Below are 24,813 nucleotides of genomic sequence, written 5' to 3'. Positions count from 1 at the left end.
GACTCGCGGTCGACCTCCACAAGCACCTGAACGCCGCCCGCAACGCCACCGCGCACATCATCAGCCAGGGCGTCGACGTCGGACAGGAGTCGATGCCTTGGGACCAGCCCTGACCTGGTGGTCCCCTGCCCTGGGTGAACCGCGGCGCCTGAGGCCCGCAATATCTCTTCGCACTCGGTGATCGCCCAAGCGGGTCGACCTTCCTTTGGTGACCGAGACATGACCCCGGTCAACCAAGGAGCTGCCCATGAGCACGCCCACCGATTCTCCCTCCTCCGCGGCCGACCGTGACCCGGTTCAGGAGGCCCGCAACCACCTCGAGCAGGCCCGGGCCGCGCTCGACCGCCTCCGCGAGGTCCTGCCCCCGTCGAGCAGCAGGCCCCCGCAAGACACGGGAGGCGGTGAGCCGACATGACCACCGACATCGCTCTGCAAGCCGCAGACGCAGTCTTCACGGCCGAGCAGGCCGTGGGACGCGCCCGCCGGGTCGTCGACGAGCTGCACACCACGATCAACTCCGCGCTCCGGGTTCTGGATGACGCTGAGCTCGACTCGGCCAGGGCCCGCCTCAGTGACCGTGGCGACCACTACCTCGAGGCAGCCGGCGAGCACCTGGACGGGCTGCAGACGCGGTGTGAAGATGCCAAGCACCTCATCCACGGTGTCTACGGCCATCTGGACCTTGCCGTCCAAGCTCTTGCTGCGCTGGGCGATCTGCTCTCCGCTGCCGACGGGCTCGATTCCGCGGTCGTCGCCGATCTGGCTGACCTTAGACCGAGAATCGCGGTGGTCAGCGAGATGGTCATCCTCGCCAAGCCAGTTGCGCGCGCAGCGGTTCGGCACGTCGAGAGCGCCCGCGCCGCGGCGCGCCAGGCAACGCCGGCATCGCTACTGGAGCCGGTCACCCTCGAGCGGAGCATCGCGACGGCCGGCAAGGAGCTCGGCCGCGCCGACGAGGACGTGCGCCTGCTTGAGAACGTCGTCGACCACGCCGCGGCCAACGCCCGGCAGTCGGTCGGCATCGCTAGCGAGATCACCGACAACGCTCGCCAGCGGATGGCCGAGCAGGGCCGCGATCAGGTGCCTCGTCAGGTGGCCCCGGCCAGCGGGTCGCCGGCGCGGTAGGCGGGAGTACGTGCATGGACCTCGATCAGGGTGGCCGCCAGCTGGCTGGCCTCGTCCTCGATGCCGCCGGCCGCGGGCAGCACGACCAGGTCACCGGCCTGATCGCGCCGCTGGACGCCGAACAGCTGCGGTCGCTGGTGGGCGTCCTGGCCGTCCAGGTCGACCAGACCATGCCGGCGGCGCCGGCAACCGGCCCGGCTGCGGTGTGCGAGCTGGCCATCAACGCGGCTGCGCCGATGTTTGGCACCACCCCGGAGGCGGTTCTGAGCGCCGAGCGCAGCCGTCCGGTCAGCGATGCCCGCGCCGTGGCCATGACCGCCGCCCGCGAGGTCGGCCTGTCCCTGCCGGCGATCGCCGAGCACTTCAACAAGGACCACGGTTCGGTGATCCACGCCGTGCGCCGCACCGCCGAGCGACCCCCGCTGGCCGACGCCGCGGCCCGGGTCAGTGAGCACGTCAACGACCGCTACACCGCCCGGCTCCCCCACCCCGAGGCCACGGTGGTCAGCCTCCACCAGGATCCGCCGGCGTCGACCTTCGAGCCTGATGGCCCGGTCGAGCATGCCGTCGTGGCGGCCGCGGAGGCCTTCGGCACCACGCCCGAGGTCCTCCTGGGTACCGACCGCAGCCGGGCGGCAGCGGACGCCCGTGCGGTGGCGATGACGGCGGCCCGCATCCACGGGCACAGTCTGCCGACGATCGCGCGTCTCTTCGACCGCGACCACACGACCGTGCTCCACGCGACCCGGCGCATCGAGAAGACCCCACCGCTGCGCGACTTGGCCGATAAGATTGCGGCCGAGCTCCCCGAGGAGCCGGCCGGCGCCGGCACGAGCGGGGCAGATGTCGTCGAGCAGGTCCCCGAGCCCGGCTACCGCTCCCCCGGCGCTCGGGCGCAGGAGCGCGCGGTTCCGGTCGCCGGCGAGCGTCCGCAGCCGAGGGTCGCCCGGTGAAGGCCGTCATCGGCCTCGCGGCCGCGGCGATCGCCGTGCTCACCGCCGGTGGCATCCAGGCCGCCCTCCCCGGCGCTTCCACGGGCCCCGACCCGTCCGAGGGCAAGGCCACCCAGGTCCGGGTGACCGCCGTGGTCGACGGGGACACGCTGCGAATCGAGGACCTCGGCGGCCGCGAGCTCGGCCGAGTCCGCCTGCTCGGCATCGACGCCCCCGAAGTCGCCCACCCGCCGGCGCCGGCGGAGTGCTACGCCGACCAGGCAACCGACCTGCTCGAGGAGCTCGCGCCGGTCGGCAGCACCGTCCAGCTTGTCACCGACAGCGGCCAGCCCGACCGCGACCGGTACGACCGGCTGCTGCGCTACGTCGACCACGCCGGCGTCGACGTAGCCCAAGAGCTCCTGGCGCGCGGCGCCGCACGCCGCTACGAGGCTGCCGAGGACCTCGCCCGCGAAGAGTCGTACTCCGCGGCCGCCGACGATGCCCAGGACGCCGACAGCGGCCTGTGGGGCACCTGCTGAGGGACGGCCAGGCATGGACGAGCAACGGCCGCGAAGACGCTGGCCCGCTGGTGCTACCGCCGGGGCGTCGACGAGCGCGTCCTCGGCCGCGGTGAACAGCTGCTCAAAGCCGCGGTCGACCAGGCGCTCGGACGACCGGCGCCGACGCACGTCGAGCAGGCGCTGTGGCAACAGACCGCCACGCTGCTGCGCCAGCGGCACGACTGGGACCGCGACCACCAGGTGACTCCCCGGCCGACCGCGGCGTGCCTGCCCTGCGCCGTGGCGGTCGAGGGGTGCCCCACCCACGCCGACCGGCGCTGTCGTGCCTGCGGTGGCCACTGCACCGCATCGTCGTCGACGAGGGCTTCGACACCCACCCGTGCTGCGATCACCCGAGCGGGACCGGTTTCCACGGCGTCCTCGAACACACGGCACAGATGCTGGGCGGCGACGCTGCTGGCCCAGCCGGCCTAAGCCAGTGCCCCACGGCTTTCAATCCAGTCAGACCGCGGTGATCGCCCGGGCACTCGGTCCGCACATAGGTGAGCAGGAGGACCGGCGCAGCCGGTGCCGGTCCACGGGATCCATGGGAGTTCACGTGAGTGACGCCGCTCGCGAGGAAGCCGCGCTCGAGGAAGAGGCGCGACAACGCGCCGAGGAGATCAGGGCCAGCGAGGAGGCAGCCGCCCAGGCCGCGGCCGCCGACACCAGCCTCTCCCCCGACGCCGAGATCGCACAGGTCCACCGGTCCGGCCGCCAGCACGACCACACCGACACCGCCGCCTACCAGCGGCCCCAGCTCGGCCGCCGCCGCGGCCCACGCCGATAGGAGGCCCCGATGGCTACCGCACTCGCGCCGACAACCGGACCCTCGACCGTCCGCTGGGTCGACTGCTCACACAAGCTGGGATCGCTGCCCTGCATGAACCACAAGCCGCACGAGGGCGACGGCCGCGGCTGCGTGCACCACTCCACGTCCGGCTTCCAGGACGACGAGTAACCCGCCGCCGGCCGCCGCACCGCCAGAGAACAGCCTCAGCCGTGCACCAGGTGCAGCCGCGGCCGCTGAGGCTGCTCGACGGCCGTCTCCAAGCGCTGCATCCGCTCGAGCGTCATCGGGTGCCCGTAGCGCCGCAGCAGACCTGCCAGCACGGGACCGAGGCCGAGCGAGAGCACGAACTGGTCGGCCTCGGCCTCCGTATGGAGCTCGATCCGCCGGCCGGCCGCCGGCACCAGATAGGTCAGCGCGATGACGGCGCCCCCGAGCAGACCGGCCCAGGCCCGGTCCTCGACGACCGACTGCAGCACGCAGATAGCTCCCACGGCGCCGCGCAGCGTCCAGGCCAGCCGCATGAACGGAAGCCAGGCGAAGGCCCGGCCGACGCCGCGGAACGTCGCCACCATCACCCGCCACGGCGTCGTCGCCGCGAGGACGGCCAACTCCAGTCTCGGCCGGATCGCCTGGCGCCGGCCGACCGCATGAGCCAGCGCGGCGGCCGCCTCCGTGTCGGTCACATCGCCGCGGTACGTCGCCTCGACCAGCCCAGGGCTGACCACCACGGTGCGCCGGCCGATCGCCACCGCCACCGGGGTGCTCGGCCGCTGTACCCGGCGCACCAACAGCGAGGCCACGTCGACGCCGCGGCCGCCGAGCTCGGCCAGCACCGGCGCCATCACCCGGAACTCGGCCTCCGTCGCCGGCCGCGACCTGGTCAACGCCGCGACCGCAGGCTCGTGCAGCTGCCCCAGCGCCAGCGCGACCAGCACGCCGCACGCAGCCATGAACGCCACCAGGCCCAGCGCCGGCGGGAGCAGGGCGCACACCACCACGGTGAGGACGAAGCTCACCAGCAGTGCCGACGCCAGCGTCACGGGTCTCAGCACGGTCATCGGGAACCTCATCTCGACCCTCCTCCATCTTGCAGCACTAGTGCGGATCTCTTGACTTTGCTCGCGGTGATCGTCCGGCAACCGCCGAACGACATAGGCGAACGAGACCAGTTTGTGCCCAGGTGCCGACAGCACCCCGAGTTATCCACAGCCCGCTGCTCGGCGCTGCGGGCGCGCGGCCGGGACGTGGGTTCATGGGCCAGACCGACCTCCGACCGAAAGGAACACCCGTGGACACCCTCAACGCTGACGCCACCTGGGACCGCCTCGGCTCGATCGCTCAGCTGCTGCACCAGGCCGCTGCCCAGGTGTGGAGCGACGCCGGCGAGGCCGCCCCCGACTCCCCGCTCCACGACCTCGGGCTAGGTGTCTACCTCGCGCACTCCCAGGCCAGCGCCCTGCTGCCCGACGACTACGAGCTACCCGACGTCGACCCGCTCCCCGACCTCGAGGAACGAACGCCCCTGCAGCTGCTCACCGAGGCCGAGGAGCTGACCCGCCCGCTACCGCTGCACCAGCCGGACATGGTCCACGGCTCGCAGCTGGTCGTCGACCTGTGCGACCTCATCCGGGAAGCCCGCGGCCTTGGCTACTGACCTGCGCCTGGCGTACGCCGACATCGACGAGGAGCTCTTCGACGTCGACCAGATCCCGATGACCTCGCGTGACGTACGCACCGTCGGCGAGATGCTCTTCGACGTCGACTACCTGGCCCGCCAGCTGCTCATGGACGTCGACGGCGATGACGCCGGCACGCTCCTGCGGAGCTGGCCGACGATAGTCGCGGCCGCGGAGGACCTGTGGGCCTCGCTACCGGGTCGCCGACCTGGCGTCGACGAGTGCGATCGGCCCATCACCAGCCTGTCGGCGCAAGCCTCGACCATCGCGTCCAGCCTGTCCGGCCGGAAGGCCTGGCCAGGTCCGGGCCCGACCAACCCCCGCGTCGACCAGATGACCCAGAATCTCCTCAACGCCGCGGCTCTGGTGCGCCGCTACAGCGCCGAGGTCCCGCACGAGCAGACCGAGGCCCACCGCGACCTCGAGGCAGCCCGGACCAGAGTCATGCACGGTCTCTACCTGACCGCCCACGCCGTCATCGTCGCCCTGCACGAAAACGGCCGCGACCGCGTCAACGACGCCCGCGGCTCGGGCCGCCGGGTCCAGCTGGCCCAGCACCACTCCCCCTACGCGATCGCACCCACCGGGGTCTGGGTAGACCGGATGTCTGCGTGCGAGAACACTGCGCGCAGCTACCTGACCGACCGGTTCGCCCAGACACTCGCCGGCGAGGCGATCCGGCCCGTCGACGACCCCGGCCGCCTGGCACAGGCCCTGGCCAACTGGGACATCCAGTCCCACCGCGCGCTGGCCCGCGACCTCGCGCCGGCCAACCTCCTGCTCATCACCCGCACCCAAGGACTCGTCGCCGGCGCCAGCATGGTGCTCGTCGACGCGGCCGCCACCGCCGGCATCCTCGAGACCTCGGACCGCCTGGTCCCCGCGATCGTCGAAGCAGGCCGCTCCTGGAGCAACCTAGCCGGCCGCTGGGGCGACCTTGCTCCCCCGGGCGCTCGCCTCGAGGAGCCGTTGGCGCGCGCGGCCGCGGAGGTCCGCGCCGCGTACCGCCAGATCACCCACAACACCACCACGCTCCCGGCGCCGGAAGTCATCGCCACCCGGCCAGGACTCCCCCAAGCCGCCCTTGCGACCCTCCGTGCGATCAGGGCCGGCGCCGAGCTCGCGCACGTCGTCGCCGAGAAAGGCAACACGGCAGGTCTCACCGGGCCTGCACGGGCACTCTCGATCCGCGCCCACAACGACATCGAAGCCGGCTTGGTCGTTAATCCGCCGGAAGGCGACGTCGTCTGGGTCAGTCCGGCCGACATCCTTGCCCGCCGCAACGTACCGATACCGCGACCAGTGCGGGAGTCCCTGCGTACAGCGAGTGCAACGACGGTATCCGCCAGTGCAACGGCTGCAGCAACTGCTGACCTGACCATCGCCAACGGCCCCGATCGATCGCTCGATGTCGCGGCAACTTCCCCGGCCCTGAACCCGCTGCCCACGCGTCGACGCTCGCTGCTCGAGCCGGCCTTTACACCCCCACAACGGTTCGGCGGTGCCCAATCACGATGAGGAACCTATGTCCAAGACCACCCTTGCCACGGCTACCACTCCACGCGGAGGCGCCGGGCGATCCGTCCAGCGGCATCGCACAACCGCTGCCCAGGGTCACTTCGGACCCGTTCCTTCTGCGTTGATCGCTGCGGCCGCCTTCCTTCCCCTAGGTGACCGTAAGCAGTCACCGGCGAGACAACGGAGTGGATGCACGATGGCACGACCGACAGCAGCACAGAAACAAGCACGTGAAGCGGCAGAACGCGCTCGCAAAGCCCGCGATACAAGCGCCGACCGACAGGTAGAAACCCCGGCGTTGTCGCCGGTGACGGCGGGCTACGACCCGCTCCTGACCATCGAAGAGGTCTCAGAGTGGCTCGGGATTCCCAGAGGCACGCTCTACCAGTGGCGCACCCGCAAGCAGGGCCCTCGGGCCATCAAAGTCGGCGGAGCTCTTCGCTACCGACGCACCGAGGTGGACACCTACCTGGACCAACACACAGATCCCCGAACTGCCTAGCACGCATACCCTCTAGCGAACGACCGCGCAACGCGCCATCCGGAAGGCCCGCATGATCGGCAAGTACCCGTTCGGGATCGACCAGCCCGCATCGAGTGAGGCCGGCTGATGCCGCGCCCGCCGATGCCGCCAGGCACCTGGGGCACGATCGGCGTCTCCAAGACCGCCGCCGGCACCCATGAGGCCTCCGCTAACTATGTGTACTTCAGTGGCCGAGTGGCACGCGTCCGCGCCCGCGCTGACAGCGCCCAGGCTGCTCGCACCGCTCTGATCCGGAAGCTCCAAGAGCTCAACGGCGCCGAGGCCAGCGAGAACGAACTCACTCCGCTGACCACGGTGGCTGAACTCGCAGTCTTCTGGCTGCGAGAGAAAGAGGCGCAGCAAGTGGCTACGAACTCCCTCAAGGCATACCGCAGCACGGTGAACAACCAGATCGTGCCCGTGATCGGAGAGCGACGGCTGCGCGATTGCCGGACGAGCACCCTTGACCGCGTCGTCAAAGATCGAGCCGCCCTTGGCTTCAGCCCCACCATGCTCCGCAAGGTCCTCCACGGAATGTTCGCCGTGGCCGTCCGTCACGACGTCATGGCCTCGAACCCGGTGCGGGACGTTGCGCGTATATCGAAACCGCGACGCGAGATCGAGTACCTCGACATGGACCAGATCCAGGACATCCGCAGCCTCGTCGCAGAGTCGACCAGCAGCAAGCGACCGGGCCCACGGCCGACCACCGATCTCATGGACGCTGTCGACCTCATCCTGGGTACCGGCTGTCGCATCGGCGAGATCGGCGCGCTTATCTACTCCGAGATCGATCTGGCAGCCACACATCCCACACTTACCGTGTCCGGAACCATCATCACCGAGACCGGTGTGGGCACCTTCCGGCAACCGTGGACCAAGTCCAGCGCCGGCTACCGCACCCTGTTCCTACCACCGTTCGCCGTCGGGATCCTGCTACGGCGCCAGGTTGAGAACCACGCCAACCCGCACGGCGCTGTGTTCCCGACCCGCCGCGGAACCTGGCGGCAGATCTCAAACTGGGAACGGATGTGGAACCAGGTGGTCGACGACACCGCCTACGACTGGGTCACCTTCCACACCTTCCGCAGGTCGGTGGCCACCCTCATTGACCGTGAAGTGGGAATCGACGCTGCCCAGGCCCAGCTCGGTCACGAAGACAGCGACATCACCCGCGACTTCTACGTTCACAAGGCCACGGTCGCGCCCGATCTGACCGTCCATCTCGAGAAGTTCCGGCCCTCTACCTGACCGTCGCCCCACGAAGTCCCCCCGCACGGGAGCGCTCGATACCCGGCGTGCACTCTGCCCCGCGCAGAGCGTTCTCGAGGTCTTGGCCGCGAGCGTTACTGGCCTGTTTCTGGACAGTTTCGTCATCAGATTCAAATCTCAGAGGGCCCCTGCCTGGACGTTTATCCAGGTCAGAGGCCCTCTTCTGGCTCCCCCGGTTGGACTCGAACCAACAACCCTCCGGTTAACAGCCGAATGCTCTGCCAGTTGAGCTACAGGGGATCGCGGTGCAGCGCGCACAGGTTAGCAAGGCGGCGAGGCCGAGAAAAATCGGGGACGGCTCGACCCGGGAGACCGGGGTCAGTCGATGCCCACGTCGCGCACGGCCTGGGCCAGCGCCGCCTCGGCGGCGTCCCGCACCTCGGGGTCGTCGGGGTCGACGCCCTCGTCGAACTCGTAGACCCAGGTCACCTCGCGCGCCCCGGTCGGCGCGCGGCGCGCGACCACCCGCACGCCCCGGCGACCGTGGATCGGCACGTGCCGCTGCAGCAGCACGGTGGTGGTGACCCGCTCGCGCAACAGCTCCAGGAGCCGGCCCGGCTCCTCGATGCTCAGCAGGTGCTCGGGCCGGGGAGCGCCCCAGGTGCCGACCTCGCTGACCCTCAGCTCGGCCGAGTCACGGTCCCAGTCGGCGGCCTGCACCTGCTCCCAGGGGATCCGGTCGGCGTCGCCGCCGTCGCTGGCCAGGTAGAGCGCCTCGCGGGTGCCGGCCACCGCGCCGTCGGTGGCCCGGGCCCACGCGAGCACCCGCTCCCCACGCCGCACCTCGATGGGCGGTCGCTCTCGCTTCGGCAGCACCCTCATCCCGCTCCTCCTCCTCGCGTCCTGTCGCCGGACCGTGCGCTCACTGGTCTCCCACGGTGCGCTCGCGCAGCATCCGCCGGTGCTGCTCCAGGGCGGCGAGCTCGCCGAACATCCGGTTGTAGTCGGCGGCGTCGTCGACGGGGTTGGTGCGCTGCAGGCGCGACTTCACCTCGGCGATCCGGCGCAGGGCGGTGAGCTCGAGCAGCCGGAAGACGTGCACGGCGACGTACGCCGCGTCGGGCTCCTTGGCGGTCGGCAGCGGCTCGACGGCGAGCTCGGTCACCAGCGAGGCCAGCCGCGGGTCGCCCGCGGCGTCGCGGATGCGCGGCGCCCAGCCGGCGTCGCCGGAGCCCACGCTGGGCCCGCCGGCCGCGGCGACCAGCTCCCAGACCGCGCGGTAGGTGGGGTGGGTGAAGTCGTCGGAGCCGACCTCGGCGGTGGTGCGGCCGATCGCCATCGGGTGCTGCAGCACCAGCTTCAGCGTCTCGCGCTCGATCTTGAACCGGGGGTCCCGCAGGTCGGGCAGCGGCCGACGCGGCGCCTCCGGGGCCGCCGGCACGGGCGCCGCGTCCCGTCCGGCAGCCTGCTGCCCCGGCCGTGCGTGGCGTTCGGGGCCCCGCGCGTCGCGGCCACCCCGCGCGGCGGCCCGGCGTACCTCAGCGAGAACTGAAGCCTCGTCGTTGTCGTACCCGACCATTCCGGCGAGCTCGCGGGCGAAGTTGTTGACCTTGGACGTGTCTCGAATCGAAGCGACGAGACGAGCCCCTTCACGCACAGCATCGACCCGCCCATCAGCGCGGTCGAGATCGTACTTCTTGACGACGTTCGAGAGCACGAACCGGTAGAGCGGCACCCGGCGGGCGACCAGCTCCCGGACCGCGCCGTCGCCCTTCTTCAGCCGCAGGTCGCACGGGTCGAGGCCGTCGGGCTCGACGGCAACGTAGGTCTGGGAGACGAAGTTCTGGTCGCCGTCGAAGGCACGCAACGCCGCCTTCTGCCCGGCGGCGTCGCCGTCGAAGGTGAAGATGACCTCGCCGCGGAACTCCTCGTGGTCGTTGAGGAAACGGCGCAGCACCCGGGCGTGGTCGTCGCCGAAGGCGGTGCCACAGGTGGCCACCGCGGTGGGCACGCCCGCCAGGTGGCAGGCCATCACGTCGGTGTAGCCCTCGACCACCACCGCCTGCGAGCTGCGGGCGATGTCGCGCCGCGCCAGGTCGAGGCCGTAGAGCACCTGGCTCTTCTTGTAGATCGGCGTCTCGGCGGTGTTGAGGTACTTCGCGTCGATCCGGTCGTCGTCGAAGATGCGCCGCGCGCCGAAACCGATCGTGTCGCCGCTCGCATCGCGGATCGGCCACAGCAGCCGCCCCCGGAACCGGTCGTAGGGCGAGCGGCCGAGCGCCACGAGTCCCCCGACGACCATCTCCTCCTGGGTGAAGCCCTTCTGCCGCAGGTGGCCCAGCAGCGCCTCGCCGTCGCGGGGAGCGAAGCCGATGCCGAACGTGGCGGCGGCGTCCTGGTCGAAGCCGCGCTCGTGCAGGAACTGGCGGGCGACCATCGCGTCGGGCGAGGTGAGCTGGTCGGCGTAGAACTCCTGCGCCACCCGGTGCGCCTCGATCAGCCGGGTCCGCGGCGGTCCCTTCGGGCGCTCCTCCCGCCCCTGGCCGGGCAGACCCTCCTCGCGGCGCAGCTGCACGCCGTACTTGTCGGCCAGCCGCTCGACGGCCTCGCCGAACGTGAGCCCGTCGATCTTCATCACGAAGCTGATCACGTCGCCGCCCTCGCCACAGCCGAAGCAGTGGTAGAAGCCGCGGCTGGGCGTGACGTGGAAGGACGGGGACTTCTCGTCGTGGAAGGGGCACAGGCCCTTCTGCGAGCCGCCGCCGGCGTTGCGCAGCGTCACGTAGGAGGAGACGACGTCGTCGATGCGCGCCTTCTCGCGCACCTCGGTGATGCTCTCCTCACGGATCCGGCCGGCCACGGTGGCGATCCTACGGTCCGCCGCTCCCACCGGGTCGGTCAGTAGGCCCCGCGCATCACGTTCGCGAGCGGCTCCCCCGCCGCGAAGCGGTGCAGCTGGTCGCGCACGAGCCGGTAGGCCCGCGGCCACATCGCGCTGCTCGCACCACCCACGTGCGGCGAGATCAACAGGTTCGGCGCCGACCACAGCGGGCTCTCCGCCGGCAGCGGCTCGGTGTCGGCCACGTCGATCGCGGCACGCAGCCGGCCGGACCGCAACGTGGCCACCAGGGCGGCGGTGTCGACGACGGCGCCGCGGGCCACGTTGACCAGCAGGGCGTCGTCCTTCATCCGGGCCAGGAACGCCGCGTCGACCAGGCCCCGCGTCTCGTCGGTGAGCGGCACGATGAGGATCACCACGTCGGCCAGTGGCAGCAGGTCCGGCAGCTCCGACCAGGCGTGCACCCCCTCGCGGGCGCTCCGGGCCACCCGCACCACCTCGACCTCGAAGGGCAGCAGCCGAGCCTCGATCGCGGCGCCGATCGCTCCATGGCCGACCAGCAGCACCCGGCGGTCGGCCAGCGCCGGGCGCCACTGGGGCGACCACTCGCGCCGGTCCTGGCCGCGCACGAACTCGGGGATGCCACGGAGGGCGGCCAGCACCAGCGTCAGGGTCAGCTCGGCGGTCGAGGTGTCGTGGATGCCGCGACCGTTGCAGAGGCTGACCTCCTCCGGCACCATCGCCCGCACGTTGTCGACCCCGGCGGAGAGCGTCTGCACCACCTGCAGCCCGGTCATCCGCGGCAGCACCTCGCCCACGTCGGGGCTCATCCGGTAGGGGGTGACGTAGAACGCCACCTCCCCGACGCTCGCCGGCACCGCGCGGGCGGGGTCGACCACCTCGTAGCGCAAGCCGGTGGGCGGATCACCGAGCTCGGCAGGCTCGAACGGCAACCAGACCAGTGGGGCGCTCATGGCACCGACCCTAGTGAGCCGCAGAGCCGCCGATGCCAGGCGACCGCACTCGCGTCGGTGAGCGAGGCGACCTGGTCGACGACCACCCGGAGCCGGCCGGCGTCGTCGGCGGCCTCGCGCCAGTCGTCGGCGAACGGACGCTGGAGCCCGTCGGGAGCGCGGCGTGCCAGTTCGGTCACCAGCTCGGCGAGCAGCTCACGCTGGCGCCCCATGAGCGCGACTCTGTCCTCGGCCTGCATGACGTAGCGGGCCGCCACCCCCTTGAGCACGGCGATCTCCAGCCGGGTGGCCTCGGGAACGACCAGGTCGGCCCGGTAGCGCACGAACGGGCCCTCGGCGGCCGCGAAGGTGGCGTGCTGCACGTCGCCGCAGAAGCGGCCGATCAGGTCGCTGGTGAGGTTCTTCAGGGCCGCCAGGCTGCGTCGGCTGCCGTCGTACGCCGAGCGCGGCCAGCTGTCCTGCTGCTGCAGGCCGGCGAGGACCGTGTCGAGGAGTGCGTCGTCGGCTCCGGGGACGTACCACGCACGGACGGTCTCCCAGACCGCCGGCCAGTCGACGGTGGTCAGGTCGACGCGGCCGGCGACGATGCCGTCCTCGACGTCGTGCACGGAGTAGGCGACGTCGTCGGCGAGGTCCATCACCTGCGCCTCGAGGCAGCGACGGCTGCCCGACCCGTCGGCGGGGGCGGGGGCGCGCAGCCAGTCGAAGACGGGACGGTCGTCGTCGTAGACGCCGAACTTGAGCACGGTGCGCGGCGACCCGTCGGCGTGCACGCCACGGGGGGTCTCGGCGGCCGACCGCGGCCAGGGGTACTTCGTGCAGGCGTCGAGAGTGGCGCGTGTGAGGTTCAGGCCCACCGAGACACCGTCGGCGTCGAACGTCTTCGCCTCCAGCCTGGTCAACAGCCGCAGGGTCTGCGCGTTGCCCTCGAAGCCGCCGCAGGGCTCACTTAACTGGGCCAGCACCCGCTCGCCGTTGTGGCCGAACGGCGGGTGGCCGAGGTCGTGGGCGAGCGCCGCGGTCTCGGCGATGTCGGGCTGGCTGCCCAACGCCCGGGAGAGATCGCGGGCCACCTGGGCCACCTCGAGGCTGTGGGTGAGCCGGTTGCGCACGAAGTCGTCGGTCTGGGGGCCGACGACCTGGGTCTTGGCAGCCAAACGCCGCGAGGCCGCGGCGTGGACGACGCGGGCCCGGTCACGCTCGAAGGGCGTGCGCTCGGGAGCAGCCACGCGCTTGGGCGGCTCGGGCACCAGTCGCTCGCGGGCGGCCTCGTCGTACAGCTCCAGTGACTCCATCTCGGCGCGAGACTACTGGGCGGCACCCCCTCCGGACGTCGCTCCAGGGGCGTTTGGTCCTCGGCGATGTGGGGAAGGACACCCGCGACCACACTCGGGACCAGGGGGGCCGCACATGAGCTATGACGTTCTCGTCGGCGAGCTGCGCGCAGCGGCTGCGCTTCACCAGGGGGTCATCGACGGCCTGGGGTCACAGGCCGTCGACCTGTCGGGCAACGACCCCACCGTCCTCGGCCACGTCGAGCTGGCCGCCTGGCTCACGGCCGTCGCCGACCAGTGCGAGAAGGCGCACCAGGCGCTCACCGACGGGCAGACCTCGCTGGCGGACGGCCTGGAGACCGCCGCCGCGGACTACGAGTCCACCGACGAGGCGGTCGGCCTGGACTTCCTCAGCCCGTTCACCGGTGAGCCCCTGTTCCCCAGCATGGGGAACTCGTCCGGGTCGCCCACGCCGGGAGCCGAGAGATGAGCCTCCCCGCCGGGGCCGCGCTCGGCTCCACCACCGACCCGAAGAAGCTCATCGTCGGAGAGCCCACCAAGGTCGAGGCGGCAGCCACCCTCCTGTCCGACGAGGCACGACGGGTGTCGGGCCTCGCCGACGACGTCGACGCGATCACGACGCCGGGCTGGGAGGGCGGCCTCGGCCAGCCGGCGTACGCCGCGTCGTTCGCCGACGAGCAGGCCAAGTGGCGTGCCTACGTCGAGCTCCTCGAGGCCGCCGGCACCTCCATCTCGACCTATGCCGGGGCACTGACCACGGCGCAGGCCCGGGCCGCCGACGCCATCGCCAAGTGGGAGGAGGGCGAGCAGGCCACCGCCGACGCGGTCGCGGCCTACAACGCCGCCGTCGAGGCCTACAACGCGAGCCAGTGCCGGCCCCCGCTCACGGTGCCCAGCATCGGCGGCGGCACCACCGTCGTGCCCACGATCGGCCCCGCTCACCCCGGCACCTTCGTCGACCCGGGTGAGGCGCTGCGCGAGGAGGCACAGCAGATCCTCGACGACGCCCGCACGGCGCTCGACGAGGCGGGCGCCGCCGCCCTCAAGGAGCTCGGCATCCTGGAGGGCGGGCGCACCGAGGGCTCCGACGACCTGCTCGGCGCCGACGGCTCGGCGGAGGGCCCCAGCTTCAACTGGCCCTGGTGGGAGGACACCTTCGGCAAGGACCCCCGCAAGGGCGAGGACGGCAAGTACGACGACCCGCACGAGAGCCCGTTCGAGCTCAGCCTCGGCTCGCTCGAGGGTGAGGCCTGGGTCTACCAGGCGGAGGGAGAGTTCGAGGACTACTACGGCGACGTGCACGTCACCGGCGAAGGCACGGTCACCGTCCTCGGTGCGGACGGCTCGGCGGAGGCGACCATCAACAGCGAGGGCCTCTTCCTCAACCTCGACGGCACCGCGACCCTGGTCGGCGCCGAGGGAGAGGTCAAGGGCGAGTACGGGCCCGGCGAGGTGACGCTGTCCGGCGCGGCGTCCGTCGAGGCGACCGCCGGCGGACACGCCACCATCGACTCGACCGGGGTGCATACGGGCGGTGAGGCCTTCGCCGGCGGCAAGATCGAGGGGGGACTCGCCGCGGAGGTGGCCGGGGTCGGCAGCGAGGTGGAGGCGGAGGGGTGGTACGGCGTGGGGGTCAGCGGCCACGCCGACGTCGGGTTCGACGACGGCAAGCTCACTCTGGGCGGCTCCGGCGGTGTCGCCTTGGGCCTGGGCGGCAAGATCGAGGGCAGCATCACCCTCGACTTCCCCGAGATCTGGGAGACCGGCGGAGACCTGATCGACGCAATCGGAGGAGTCCTCGGATGACGACCGACGCCGCACTGCCCGTCCCGCTGCGGCTCCAGCTCCCGGGCCCCGAGTGGCGAGCGGTCGACCCGGCCGCCTGGGGCGTCAGCAACGCCGCACTGCTCGCCGTCCGCGGGGGCCTGGACGGCGACTACGTGCCGACCATCGCCGTCTCGGGCGACTGGCGCAACGACGGCACACCGATCGAGGCGATCGCCGACGAGTCTCTCGCCAAGCTCCGCGCCGAGGGGGCCACCGACGTGGAGCTGATCAAGCGACGGGTGACCGGCGGCGAGCACACCCCCAGCGTCGCGCAGTCGATCGGCGCCACGGTCGTGGTCGACGGCCGACGCTTCGACGTCCGGCAGGCGCAGGTGGTCGCCGGCCTGATCGACGTCGACGACCCGACGAAGCGGGTCGTGGTCATCTACACGCTCAGCTGCACCTACCAGCAGCTGCCGGCGATGGGGCCCGAGTTCCAGCGATTCGTCGCCAGCATCCGAGTGGTTCCCGACGACGACGTCACCTGGGACGACGCCGGGTCAGGCGATCAGCGGTAGCCGAGCAGCAGGAGCACGACGGCCACGACGCCGCCCACGAGCAGGCCGCCCAGCGTCAGCGCCGCGATCGCGATGGCACCCTTCTCGATGCCGCCGCGTCGGAGCTGGAGGCCGAGCTGGCCGGCGACGCCGTTGATGAGGTCACGACCTTCCTCGGAGTCGAACTGGAAGTCCGCCTGGACGCCGAAGCGTCCGTGCTCGTCGAAGGCCCACACCGTCTGGTGTCCGAACTCGATGACCCGCCCGACCTGGCGCTCGGCCGACGCGGCGATCCGCGGGGTGCCGGCCACCCACTCCACGGTGCGGGCGTCGTCGGTGATCGTGTAGCTGCGGTCATCGCGCACCCGCACATGATGGACGTAGGCCTTCTGCAGGCCCGCCGCGTTCAGCAGGCCGATCCATCGTGCGTCCACGACGTCCAGGGCGACCGAGAAGCCCTCGTCGTCCGGCCGCACGACGTACGGCGTGCCCTCCGCAGCCCGAGCCACCGCCGCTGCGAACTCCTGGGCGAGCGCCGTCGTCACGAGGCACCACCCTCCGGGGCCTTGACCTGGCCGATCTCGGACTCGAAGTTGATGATCTCGCCGTCGACCGAGGTGACCTCGACCCACACGTCGAGCTCGTCGACTCCGGCGGTCAGCAGGCAGGTCACCTTGTCACCCACCTCGTCCTCGAGCCCCTCGGGGCAGTCGATGTCGTCGGGGGCCTGACCGGCCTCGGCGGTGATCTGCTCAATCAGCGCCTCCTCGAGCCGCTCCTCGCTGATGAAGCGGTTGGGCCCGGCCGAGACCTCGGTCGTGCAACCGGCCATGGCCGGAGCCACGAGCAGAGCCAGGACAAGCACCAGGGTCGGCCGAAGACGGCCGGCGACCGGTCGGGGCCCCCGAGACGGGCGCAGGGTAGGCATGTGCGTCTCCTTCGATGCGCAGGACACGCACATCATGACCGGCCGCCGGCCCGCCCAAACCCGAGGCCCGTCGGCCTCTCAGTACGTCGTGACGTGGACGTGGTCGTAGTGGTTGGCGGTCGCGGACCCCCGGTCCGACATGCCCCGCCACCCCTCGCCGGAGCGCTCCACCGACCAGATCTTCTGGGAGTAGATGAGGTAGCTGACCCCGAGCTCGGCGTAGTGGGCGCGGATGAACTCCGCGACCTCCCAGCCGAGGGCGCCGCTGACCATGATGTCGACCGCGATGCCCTGCCCGTGCTCACCGTCGCTGCGGAACGTGCCGTAGGTGGTGATGGTGGGGAACGCGGCGCAGACGGCCTGGTGGACCTTGACGATGTTGGGGCTGACGCCGCTCGGGACCGAGGTGCCGTTGGTGCAGTCGGCGCCGAGGCCGGCGACCGGCTCCTCGTCGCTGAGGTAGCCGGCGGTGACCCAGCGGGCCACGCCGTCCAGCACGATCTCCTCGCGGCCCAACAGGCTGCGGCCGGTGACCAGGACCTTCTCGCCCTCGTCGAGGACGCCGACCTTGGTGGCGCTCTCGGCGGGGGTGGTCCACAGGTTGAGCGCGGCGGTGGTCCACAGCCGGGTCTCGGCCTTGCCGATGGCGGCCCGGGTGGCCGCAGGCGCGGTGAGCAACTCGACCTGGGTCGGCTTCTCGACCCGCTCGATGCGCGAGCCGGCACGCGAGAGCACGACCTGTCGCTCCGGGACGGCGGGCGGGTCGATCTGTCCGCCCGCGCTGGCGGCGACGTCCTGCGCGAGCAGGTCGCCCGGCACCGGGTCGGCACCGAGCACGCCGAGACTCACGACGGAGGCGGTGGCCAGGAGCGCGACGGGGCCGGCGACCAGCACGGCACGGGGCTTGCGGCGGGCATTGGTCTCCCGCTTGTGGCGATGCTCTGCCACAGCGTTGGGTCCTTTGCTGTTGCGAACGGGGGCGGCGCCGAGGTCACGAGATGGTCACGGTGGTCCGGCGCGGGACTCACCAAACCACAGGTCGGCAGGCGAGCCCAATCCTTGAGCGTTAAAACATCCGTGTCGCTGCTCACGCCGGGGCGGGCCGTCAGCCGCCCGAACCGGCAGCGGCGTCCTCCGGCACGGCACATCCGGCACCGTCCGCGTCGTCCAGCCAGCCCTCGGGCAGCGCCACCCGCTCACGCGGCGACCCCTGACGACCCCGCGGAGCACCGAGCTCGTGCACCGGGAACGGCTCGGCGGGGTCGAGCTGGGCCAGCAGCCCGTCGAGCTCGGACAGCGTCTGCACCAACGCGAGCGAGCGGCGCAGGTCGCCACCGGCCCGGAACCCCTTGAGGTACCACGAGACGTGCTTGCGGAACTCCTTGCAACCGCGCTCCTCCCCCATGTGCTGGGCGAGCAGCTCGGCGTGGCGGTGCATCATCGCCGCGACCTCGCCGAGGGTGGGCAGGGTGGAGACCCGCTCCCCCGCGAACGCCGCCGCGAGGTCGCGGAACAGCCAGGGCCGGCCCAGGCAGCCGCGCCCGACGACGACCCCCGCGGCACCGGTCTGCTCGACCATGCGCACCGCGTCGGCGGCCTCCCAGATGTCGCCGTTGCCGAGCACCGGGATGTCGACATGGGCGACCAGCTCGCCGATCGCCTCCCAGTCGGCGGTGCCGGAGTAGGCCTGCGCCACGGTGCGACCGTGCAGCGCGATCGCCGCGCAGCCGGACTCCTGGGCGATCCGCCCGGCGTCGAGGAAGGTCAGGTGCGCCTCGTCGATGCCCTTGCGGGTCTTCATGGTCACCGGGACGTCGTACGGTGTGGCCGCCGCGACGGCGTGCTCGAGGATCGCGGCCAGCAGGCCGCGCTTCCACGGGAGTGCTCCGCCGCCCCCCTTGCGGGTGACCTTCGGCACGGGGCAGCCGAAGTTCAAGTCGATGTGGGCGACGCCGTACTCGGCGCAGAGGATCTCGGCGGCCTTGCCGACATAGGCCGGGTCGGTGCCGTAGAGCTGCACCGAGCGCCGGGTCTCGGCCTCGTCGAAGACGAGCATGTCGCGAGTGTGCTGGTCGCCCTCGACCAGCCCGCGGGAGGTGATCATCTCGCAGACGTAGAGGCCCGCGCCCTGTTCCGCGCACAGCCGCCGGAAGGCGGCGTTGGTGACCCCGGCCATCGGCGCCAGCACCACCGGGGTCTCGACGCGCAGCGACCCCAGCGTCAGCGAGTCGGGCAGAGCGGGCATGGGGGCCATTCTCCCGGACGCCCGTGAGGGCCCCAAACCGTCGGCGTCAGCGGGCGCCGCCCCGACCGCCGTTCGGCCCCTTCGACCTCTCACCGTCCGCCGGCGTGCCCCGCTTCGCCAGCGGCTGGATCCGACCGGTCCAGGTGATCGGGTTGAACTCCTCGTGCGGGCGGAAGCTCACGCCCTCGAGCCGCCCGGAGTCAGGCACCAGGTAGACCAGGCAGACGTCGATCCGGTCGCCGGACTCGAACTTCTTCGGGAACGGAGTGCTCGGGCAGGCCGCGAAGCGGTCGGCGAATCGGGATGACTCGATCAGCCGATTCCGGTCGTCGATGACGTAGAGCGGCACTCGCTGGCCGCCCAGGTCGGAGTCGCCGACGTTGCGGATCCTGGCGGTGACGAAGTAGGGCCGCGGCTCGGTGACCTGCTCGTCGAGCTGCCACCCCTCGAACGACTCCTCCAGCGTGGTGCGCAGCAGCTCTTCGACCTTCACCTCGATGACGCCCGTCAGGTTCTGCCGGGGCCGCCAGGCCACAACGGCCGACTCGTCGAGCGGGAGTTCGCTGCCGGGCTCGGTCAGCTCCACCCCGTCGGGCACCGGGAGGTACGCCGGCGGGCTGGGCTCGGCGGTGGGAGTGCCGGTCGGGGTGCTGGTCGTCGAGCCGTCAGGTGTGGCCACCGGCGCCGGAGTGTCCTCGGCGCCGGCGTCGTCGTCGCCCGAGCACGCGCTCAGCGTGAGCGCCGCGAGCAGCGCGACGGCCAGTCGGTGCCGGAGGCCGGGTCGGCTTGTGCGGACGCTCATGCGGAGATTGTGCCCCGGGTCACACCCCGGTGACTCAGCAACCGACGAGCCGCTCGGCGAAGTAGGCGGTGATCCGGTCCAGGCCGACCCGCTCCTGCTGCATGCTGTCGCGCTCGCGCACGGTCACCGCGTGGTCCTCGAGGGTGTCGAAGTCGACGGTCACGCAGTAGGGGGTGCCGATCTCGTCCTGGCGGCGGTAGCGCCGGCCGATGGCGCCGGAGTCGTCGAAGTCGACGCTCCAGTTGCGGCGCAGCTCGGCGGCCAGGTCGCGGGCCTTCGGCGAGAGGTCGGCGTTGCGGCTCAGCGGCAGCACCGCCATCTTCACCGGCGCGAGCCGGGGGTCGAGCCGGAGCACGGTGCGCTTGTCGACGCCGCCCTTGGTGTTGGGGGCCTCGTCCTCGGAGTAGGCCTCGACCAGGAAGGTCATCAGGCTGCGCGAGAGCCCGGCCGCCGGCTCGATGACGTAGGGCACGTAGCGCTCGTTCGTGGCCTGGTCGTAGTAGCTCAGGTCCTGGCCGGAGTGCTGGGCGTGGGTGGAGAGGTCGAAGTCGGTGCGGTTGGCGATGCCCTCGAGCTCACCCCACTCCGAGCCGGCGAACCGGAAGCGGTACTCGATGTCGACGGTGCGCTTGGAGTAGTGCGAGAGCTTCTCGCTCGGGTGCTCGTAGTGGCGCAGGTTGTCGGGCGAGATGCCGAGGTCGACGTACCACCGGGTGCGCTCGTCGATCCAGTACTGGTGCCACTCCTCGTCCTCGCCGGGCTTGACGAAGAACTCCATCTCCATCTGCTCGAACTCGCGGGTGCGGAAGATGAAGTTGCCCGGCGTGATCTCGTTGCGGAAGCTCTTGCCGATCTGGGCGATGCCGAACGGCGGCTTCGACCGGCTGCTGGTCACCACGTTGGCGAAGTTGAGGAAGATGCCCTGAGCGGTCTCGGGACGCAGGTAGTGCAGGCCGGTCTCGTCCTCGACCGGACCGAGGAAGGTCTTCAGGAGGCCGGAGAACTGCCGCGGCTCGGTCCAGGCGCCGCGGGTGCCGCAGTTGGGGCAGGGGATGTCGGCGAAGGCGACGGCGTCGGGGTCGTCGAGCCCCTTGCGCTCGGCGTACTCCTCCTGGATGTGGTCGGCGCGGAACCGCTTGTGGCAGGACTGGCACTCGGTCAACGGGTCGGAGAACGTCTCGACGTGACCGCTGGCGTCCCAGGTCTGGCGGGGCAGGATCACGCTGGAGTCCAGGCCGACGACGTCGTCGCGGCCCTGCACCATCGCCTTCCACCACTGGCGCTTGATGTTGTCCTTGAGCTCGACGCCGAGCGGGCCGTAGTCCCACGCCGAGCGGGTGCCGCCGTAGATCTCGCCGCACGGGTAGACGAAGCCCCGACGCTTGGCGAGGGAGACGACGAGGTCGACGGTGGATGCGGGCGGCTTGGCCACTTCGGGGATGCTCCTGCGGTCACGGCCGGCCGGCTGCCGGCCCCGGGCGGACGGGGAAGCCTTCAGCCTAACGAGCGCGCGCGATCGACGTTCAACGAGGTGCCGGGCTCGACCGGCTCGTAGGCGCTGGGCTCGTCGAGGGCTCGACTGAGCAGCGGCACCGCGCCGAGCTTGACGTCGTAGGACGACAGCGCGCGGCGATAGGCGCCGACGTTCTCCCAGGTGGTGGTGAGCACCCACAGCTCGGGCTCGTCGAGGTTCCGGCCGATCTGGGCCGACACGAACCCGGGCCGGGCGGCCAGCGTGGCGCGAGCGGCCTCGAGGTCGGCACGGAAGACCTCGGCCTCGTCATCGGACACGCGGAACCTCGACACCACCAGCACCCCGGCAGCCTAGTGCCCACCATCACGCCCGACCTACGCACCGGCGACCCCGACTTGAAAATCATTCTCACCAGGTGTGAGAATGATTCTCATGCGATCCCGCCTGTCCCTCCCCGCTGCCGCAGCCGCGCTGACCCTCACCGTGACCGGGTGCGGCGCCCTCACCGAGGACGACGCGGCGGCGCCTGACTCCCGGACCATCGCCGTGGGTCTCTACCCCCTGGAGTACGTCGCCTCCCGGGTCGCCGGCGACGGGTTCGGCGTCGAGAACCTCACGGCCCCCGGCGCCGAGCCGCACGACGCCGAGCTCGGCATCGGGCAGACCGCGGACGTCGCGAACGCCGCACTGCTGGTCTACGTGGGCGGCCTGCAGCCCGGCGTCGACGAGGCCGCCGAGGAGACCGCCGAGGGCCGGCTGCTCGACGTGGCCGAGGTCGTGGACCTGGTGCCGTTCGCCGAGAGCGACCACGACGAGGACGAGCACGCCGAAGACGAGGACCACGACCACGGCGAGGAGGACCCGCACTTCTGGCACGACCCGCTGCGGATGGCCGAGGTCGGCGACGCGGTCGCCGAGCAGCTGGCCGAGATCGACCCCGACAACGCCGCGGACTACCGGGCGAACGCGGAGACGTTGCGGGCCGACCTGGAGGCGCTGGACCGGGAGTTCGCCGAGGCGCTCGCCGGCTGCGAGGTGACCACGGTGGTCACCAACCACGACGCGTTCGGCTACCTGGCCAAGTACGGCCTCCACCTCGAGTCGATCAACGGCATCTCCCCCAACTCCGAGCCGACACCGGCCGCGCTGGCCGACCTGGCCGACCTGATCGAGGAGGAGGGCGTCACCACGGTGTTCTCGGAGACCCTGGTCAGCCCCGACGTCGCCGAGACCCTGGCCCGCGACGCCGGGGTCGAGACGGGGGTGCTCGACACCGTCGAGGGGCTCTCCGACGAGACCTCCGGAGAGGACTACCTTTCCCTCATGCGCCAGAACCTCACCGCGCTGCGGGAGGCGAACCGCTGTTGAGCAGCTCGCCCAGCGACCCGAGCGTCCCCGACTCTCCCGTCATCGACCTGCGCGACGGCGCGGTCGTCATCGCCGGCCGTCCCGTGCTGCGGCGCGTCGACCTGACCGTGCGGTCAGGTGAGTTCGTCACGCTGCTCGGCCCCAACGGCTCCGGCAAGTCGACGCTGGTGCGGGCACTGACCGGCCTGCGGCCGTTGGCCCGCGGCACCCTCACGCTCTTCGGCACCCCCCTGGAGTCGTTCCGCGACTGGCACCGGCTCGGGTTCGTGCCGCAGCGCGCGGGGGCAGCGAGCGGAGTCCCGACCTCGGTGCGCGAGGTGGTGGCGTCGGGCCGGCTGACCCGCCGTCGCGGGCTGCGCCCGGCGAGCCGCGCCGACCGGGCCGCCGTCGAGTCGGCCCTCGAGCTCGTCGGCCTCGCCGACCGGGCCAAGGACAGCGTCGCCACGCTCTCGGGCGGTCAGCAGCAGCGGGTGCTCATCGCCCGGGCCCTGGCCGGCGGACCCGACCTGTTCTTCCTCGACGAGCCGACCGCCGGGGTCGACCTGCCCAACCAGCAGGCGCTCGCCGGGGCCCTGCACGCCCTGTCCGAGGCCGGGAGCACGATCGTGCTCGTGACCCACGAGCTCGGCCCACTGGCGCCGCTGGTCGACCGCACCGTGGTGCTGCGCGACGGGTGCAAGGTCTACGACGGGCCACCGCTGGCCGTCGACGACGCGCACGGCCACCACCACCCCGAGGCGGGCCGGCACGACCACCACCCCGGAGTGATCGCCCCGATGGACCGACGGGACGAGGAGGTGACCTGGTGATCGAGCTGCTGCGCGAACCCTTCATGCAGCGGGCCCTGCTGGCCGCGCTGGTGACCGGGCTGGCCGCCCCGGTGATCGGCACCTATCTGGTGCAGCGCCGGCTCGCGCTGCTCGGCGACGGTCTCGGCCACGTCGCGGTCACCGGCGTGGCCCTGGGACTGTGGACGGGGTTCGCCCCGACCTGGACGGCGGTGGCGGTGGCGGTGCTCGGCGCCGTCGCGATCGAGGCCATCCGCGACCGCGGTCACACCAGCGGCGACCTGGCGCTCGCGCTGCTCTTCTACGGCGGTCTCGCCGGAGGCGTGATGATCACCGGTCTGGCCGAGCAGGGCGCCGTCACCCTCCAGCGCTACCTCTTCGGCTCGATCACCTCGATCTCGATCAGCGACATCTGGTTCACGCTGGGCCTGGCCCTGGTCATCGTGGTGCTCGGCCTCGGCCTGCTGCCCCAGCTGTTCACGGTGGCGCAGGACCAGGACTTCGCCAAGGTGGCCGGGCTGAACGTCCGGGGCTACAACCTGCTGGTCGCGGTGCTGGCCGCGGTGACGGTGACGGTCGCGATGCGCACGGTCGGGCTGCTCCTGGTCTCGGCGCTGATGATCGTGCCGGTGGCCGCCTCACAGCAGCTGGCCCGCTCGTTCCGCGCCACGATCGGCGGTGCGGTCGCGGTGGGCGCCGGTGCGGGGGTCGGCGGCCTGCTGGTCGCGGCGTACCTCTCCGAGGAGCACGACCTGACCGTGGCCCCCGGCCCGGCGATCGTGCTGCTGGCCCTGGCCTGCTTCGTGGCGACCTGGCCGGTCGGGGTGCTGCTGCGCCGACGGCAGCGCCGGCGCCGGCCCTTCCCGGCGCTCCCCACCGACGAGCACCTCGTCATCGACGCCCACGACCACGTGCACGGCCCCGACTGCGGCCACCCGGCGATCCCCCACGGCGACCACGTCGACTACGTGCACGACGGCCATCGCCATGCACCGCACGGAGAGCACTATGACGAGCACTGAGCCCCCGGCCGAGAGCGCTCCCCTGCGGCCGACCCGGCAACGCCGGGCCGTGTCGGAGGCCCTGGCCGCGTGCGACGACTTCCGCTCCGCCCAGGAGATCCACGAACTGCTGGGCCGTCGCGGAGACCCGGTGGGTCTCGCCACGGTCTACCGCACCCTCCAGCGGCTCGCGGACGCCGGGGAGGTCGACATGCTGCGCACCGAGGACGGCGAGGCGGTCTATCGCCGTTGCTCGGGCAGCCACCACCACCACCTGGTGTGCCGCTCGTGCGGCGCCACGGTGGAGGTCGAGGGCCCCGCGGTCGAGCGCTGGACGCGCGCGATCGCCGATCGGCACGGGTTCGCCGACGTGAGCCACACCCTGGAGATCTTCGGCACCTGCCCGACCTGCGCGGAGTCCTGACCCGAGTGG

The 24,813-nt window shown here is 71.7% G+C and carries 29 protein-coding genes and 1 tRNA gene; 17 read left to right on the top strand and 13 right to left on the bottom strand.

Annotated features, from left to right (window positions below):
• The first annotated feature begins 247 nt into the window (after positions 1–247).
• The 6 genes from D6B71_RS22865 (at position 248) to D6B71_RS22860 (ending at position 3,581) form a co-directional block, all read left to right on the top strand.
• A complete protein-coding gene (locus D6B71_RS22865; RefSeq protein WP_164519693.1) occupies positions 248–415 on the top strand; it encodes a hypothetical protein in 168 nt (55 codons plus the stop codon).
• Positions 412–1,125, top strand: a complete 714-nt coding sequence (locus tag D6B71_RS15290) for a hypothetical protein (RefSeq protein WP_121256558.1) — start codon at positions 412–414, stop codon at positions 1,123–1,125. Before D6B71_RS22865 ends, D6B71_RS15290 begins: the two co-directional genes overlap by 4 nt.
• 14 nt (positions 1,126–1,139) lie before the next feature.
• Positions 1,140–2,078 (top strand): helix-turn-helix domain-containing protein, encoded by a 939-nt coding sequence (locus tag D6B71_RS15285; protein WP_121256556.1) that lies wholly within the window; start codon positions 1,140–1,142, stop codon positions 2,076–2,078.
• Positions 2,075–2,599, top strand: coding sequence for a thermonuclease family protein (locus tag D6B71_RS15280; protein WP_121256554.1), 525 nt, complete (start codon positions 2,075–2,077; stop codon positions 2,597–2,599). The genes D6B71_RS15285 and D6B71_RS15280 overlap by 4 nt, the downstream gene beginning before the upstream one ends.
• Positions 2,600–3,179: 580 nt before the next feature.
• Positions 3,180–3,410, top strand: a complete 231-nt coding sequence (locus D6B71_RS15275) for a hypothetical protein (RefSeq protein ID WP_121256552.1) — start codon at positions 3,180–3,182, stop codon at positions 3,408–3,410.
• A 9-nt stretch (positions 3,411–3,419) separates the two neighbouring features.
• A complete protein-coding gene (locus D6B71_RS22860) occupies positions 3,420–3,581 on the top strand; it encodes a hypothetical protein (protein ID WP_164519692.1) in 162 nt (53 codons plus the stop codon).
• Between the two features lie 35 nt (positions 3,582–3,616).
• Here D6B71_RS22860 and D6B71_RS15270 read toward each other — a convergent pair whose 3' ends face one another.
• Positions 3,617–4,483 carry a hypothetical protein gene (locus D6B71_RS15270; RefSeq protein WP_121256550.1) on the bottom strand — a complete coding sequence of 289 codons (867 nt, stop codon included), beginning with the start codon at positions 4,481–4,483 and terminating at the stop codon, positions 3,617–3,619.
• 218 nt (positions 4,484–4,701) lie between these two features.
• Between D6B71_RS15270 and D6B71_RS15265 the strand changes: the two genes are divergently transcribed.
• The 4 genes from D6B71_RS15265 (at position 4,702) to D6B71_RS15250 (ending at position 8,381) form a co-directional block, all read left to right on the top strand.
• On the top strand, positions 4,702–5,067 hold the full coding sequence (locus D6B71_RS15265) for a hypothetical protein (protein ID WP_121256548.1): 366 nt from the start codon (positions 4,702–4,704) through the stop codon (positions 5,065–5,067).
• Between the two features lie 91 nt (positions 5,068–5,158).
• Complete coding sequence (locus D6B71_RS15260; protein WP_126688290.1) at positions 5,159–6,607, top strand: hypothetical protein; 1,449 nt, start codon at positions 5,159–5,161, stop codon at positions 6,605–6,607.
• 7 nt (positions 6,608–6,614) lie between these two features.
• Complete coding sequence (locus D6B71_RS23875; protein ID WP_338036801.1) at positions 6,615–7,109, top strand: helix-turn-helix transcriptional regulator; 495 nt, start codon at positions 6,615–6,617, stop codon at positions 7,107–7,109.
• A 108-nt stretch (positions 7,110–7,217) separates the two neighbouring features.
• Complete coding sequence (locus D6B71_RS15250) at positions 7,218–8,381, top strand: site-specific integrase (RefSeq protein ID WP_121256542.1); 1,164 nt, start codon at positions 7,218–7,220, stop codon at positions 8,379–8,381.
• Positions 8,382–8,566: 185 nt separating this feature from the next.
• On the opposite strand, the gene D6B71_RS15245 is transcribed toward D6B71_RS15250, so the two are convergent.
• The 5 genes from D6B71_RS15245 to D6B71_RS15225 all read right to left on the bottom strand — a co-directional run bounded on the left by D6B71_RS15245 (position 8,567) and on the right by D6B71_RS15225 (position 13,450).
• Positions 8,567–8,642: transfer RNA gene (locus D6B71_RS15245), tRNA-Asn, on the bottom strand.
• Between the two features lie 78 nt (positions 8,643–8,720).
• The gene (locus D6B71_RS15240; protein ID WP_206051792.1) at positions 8,721–9,224 is read right to left on the bottom strand and encodes a hypothetical protein; all 504 of its coding nucleotides are present in this window, start codon (positions 9,222–9,224) and stop codon (positions 8,721–8,723) included.
• A 40-nt stretch (positions 9,225–9,264) separates the two neighbouring features.
• Entirely contained in the window at positions 9,265–11,202 is a 1,938-nt protein-coding gene (gene dnaG, locus D6B71_RS15235; RefSeq protein WP_121256540.1) for a DNA primase, read from the bottom strand.
• Between the two features lie 38 nt (positions 11,203–11,240).
• Positions 11,241–12,155, bottom strand: a complete 915-nt coding sequence (locus D6B71_RS15230; protein ID WP_121256538.1) for a 2-hydroxyacid dehydrogenase — start codon at positions 12,153–12,155, stop codon at positions 11,241–11,243.
• A complete protein-coding gene (locus D6B71_RS15225) occupies positions 12,152–13,450 on the bottom strand; it encodes a deoxyguanosinetriphosphate triphosphohydrolase (protein ID WP_121256536.1) in 1,299 nt (432 codons plus the stop codon). Before D6B71_RS15225 ends, D6B71_RS15230 begins: the two co-directional genes overlap by 4 nt.
• A 115-nt stretch (positions 13,451–13,565) precedes the next feature.
• On the opposite strand from D6B71_RS15225, the gene D6B71_RS15220 reads away from it, so the two are divergent.
• From D6B71_RS15220 to D6B71_RS15210, 3 genes are read left to right on the top strand one after another with little or no spacing between them, the layout of a single operon-like run.
• Positions 13,566–13,919: a type VII secretion target gene (locus D6B71_RS15220; protein ID WP_121256534.1), complete on the top strand. Its 354-nt coding sequence runs from the start codon at positions 13,566–13,568 to the stop codon at positions 13,917–13,919.
• Complete coding sequence (locus tag D6B71_RS15215; RefSeq protein WP_121256532.1) at positions 13,916–15,256, top strand: putative T7SS-secreted protein; 1,341 nt, start codon at positions 13,916–13,918, stop codon at positions 15,254–15,256. The genes D6B71_RS15220 and D6B71_RS15215 overlap by 4 nt, the downstream gene beginning before the upstream one ends.
• Positions 15,253–15,795, top strand: a complete 543-nt coding sequence (locus tag D6B71_RS15210; protein WP_121256530.1) for a hypothetical protein — start codon at positions 15,253–15,255, stop codon at positions 15,793–15,795. The genes D6B71_RS15215 and D6B71_RS15210 overlap by 4 nt, the downstream gene beginning before the upstream one ends.
• On the opposite strand, the gene D6B71_RS15205 is transcribed toward D6B71_RS15210, so the two are convergent.
• From D6B71_RS15205 to D6B71_RS15175, 7 genes are all read right to left on the bottom strand, one after another.
• On the bottom strand, positions 15,786–16,319 hold the full coding sequence (locus D6B71_RS15205) for a hypothetical protein (RefSeq protein ID WP_121256528.1): 534 nt from the start codon (positions 16,317–16,319) through the stop codon (positions 15,786–15,788). The two genes, D6B71_RS15210 and D6B71_RS15205, sit on opposite strands and share 10 nt — an antisense overlap.
• Positions 16,316–16,606 (bottom strand): DUF4333 domain-containing protein, encoded by a 291-nt coding sequence (locus D6B71_RS15200; protein WP_164519691.1) that lies wholly within the window; start codon positions 16,604–16,606, stop codon positions 16,316–16,318. The genes D6B71_RS15205 and D6B71_RS15200 overlap by 4 nt, the downstream gene beginning before the upstream one ends.
• Before the next feature lie 174 nt (positions 16,607–16,780).
• The gene (locus D6B71_RS23940; protein WP_121256524.1) at positions 16,781–17,650 is read right to left on the bottom strand and encodes a VldE C-terminal domain-containing protein; all 870 of its coding nucleotides are present in this window, start codon (positions 17,648–17,650) and stop codon (positions 16,781–16,783) included.
• 157 nt (positions 17,651–17,807) lie between these two features.
• Positions 17,808–18,947: a tRNA dihydrouridine synthase DusB gene (gene dusB / locus D6B71_RS15190; protein ID WP_420846333.1), complete on the bottom strand. Its 1,140-nt coding sequence runs from the start codon at positions 18,945–18,947 to the stop codon at positions 17,808–17,810.
• 46 nt (positions 18,948–18,993) lie between these two features.
• Entirely contained in the window at positions 18,994–19,749 is a 756-nt protein-coding gene (locus tag D6B71_RS15185; RefSeq protein WP_121256520.1) for a hypothetical protein, read from the bottom strand.
• A gap of 34 nt (positions 19,750–19,783) precedes the next feature.
• Entirely contained in the window at positions 19,784–21,181 is a 1,398-nt protein-coding gene (locus D6B71_RS15180; RefSeq protein ID WP_121256518.1) for a glycine--tRNA ligase, read from the bottom strand.
• A 62-nt stretch (positions 21,182–21,243) separates the two neighbouring features.
• Complete coding sequence (locus D6B71_RS15175; RefSeq protein WP_276311008.1) at positions 21,244–21,555, bottom strand: antibiotic biosynthesis monooxygenase family protein; 312 nt, start codon at positions 21,553–21,555, stop codon at positions 21,244–21,246.
• 100 nt (positions 21,556–21,655) lie between these two features.
• Here D6B71_RS15175 and D6B71_RS15170 point away from each other — a divergent pair, with 100 nt between their 5' ends.
• From D6B71_RS15170 to D6B71_RS15155, 4 genes are read left to right on the top strand one after another with little or no spacing between them, the layout of a single operon-like run.
• Positions 21,656–22,591 carry a metal ABC transporter substrate-binding protein gene (locus D6B71_RS15170; protein ID WP_121256514.1) on the top strand — a complete coding sequence of 312 codons (936 nt, stop codon included), beginning with the start codon at positions 21,656–21,658 and terminating at the stop codon, positions 22,589–22,591.
• The gene (locus D6B71_RS15165; RefSeq protein ID WP_121256512.1) at positions 22,588–23,400 is read left to right on the top strand and encodes a metal ABC transporter ATP-binding protein; all 813 of its coding nucleotides are present in this window, start codon (positions 22,588–22,590) and stop codon (positions 23,398–23,400) included. The genes D6B71_RS15170 and D6B71_RS15165 overlap by 4 nt, the downstream gene beginning before the upstream one ends.
• Entirely contained in the window at positions 23,397–24,401 is a 1,005-nt protein-coding gene (locus D6B71_RS15160; protein ID WP_338036800.1) for a metal ABC transporter permease, read from the top strand. The genes D6B71_RS15165 and D6B71_RS15160 overlap by 4 nt, the downstream gene beginning before the upstream one ends.
• A complete protein-coding gene (locus D6B71_RS15155) occupies positions 24,388–24,804 on the top strand; it encodes a Fur family transcriptional regulator (protein WP_121256510.1) in 417 nt (138 codons plus the stop codon). The genes D6B71_RS15160 and D6B71_RS15155 overlap by 14 nt, the downstream gene beginning before the upstream one ends.
• The last annotated feature ends 9 nt before the right edge of the window (positions 24,805–24,813 follow it).

Origin of the sequence: Nocardioides ferulae, from assembly GCF_003660455.1 — a bacterium.
In the GTDB taxonomy this organism is placed as follows: domain Bacteria; phylum Actinomycetota; class Actinomycetes; order Propionibacteriales; family Nocardioidaceae; genus Nocardioides; species Nocardioides ferulae.
This window is presented reverse-complemented; position numbering and strand designations above follow the sequence as displayed.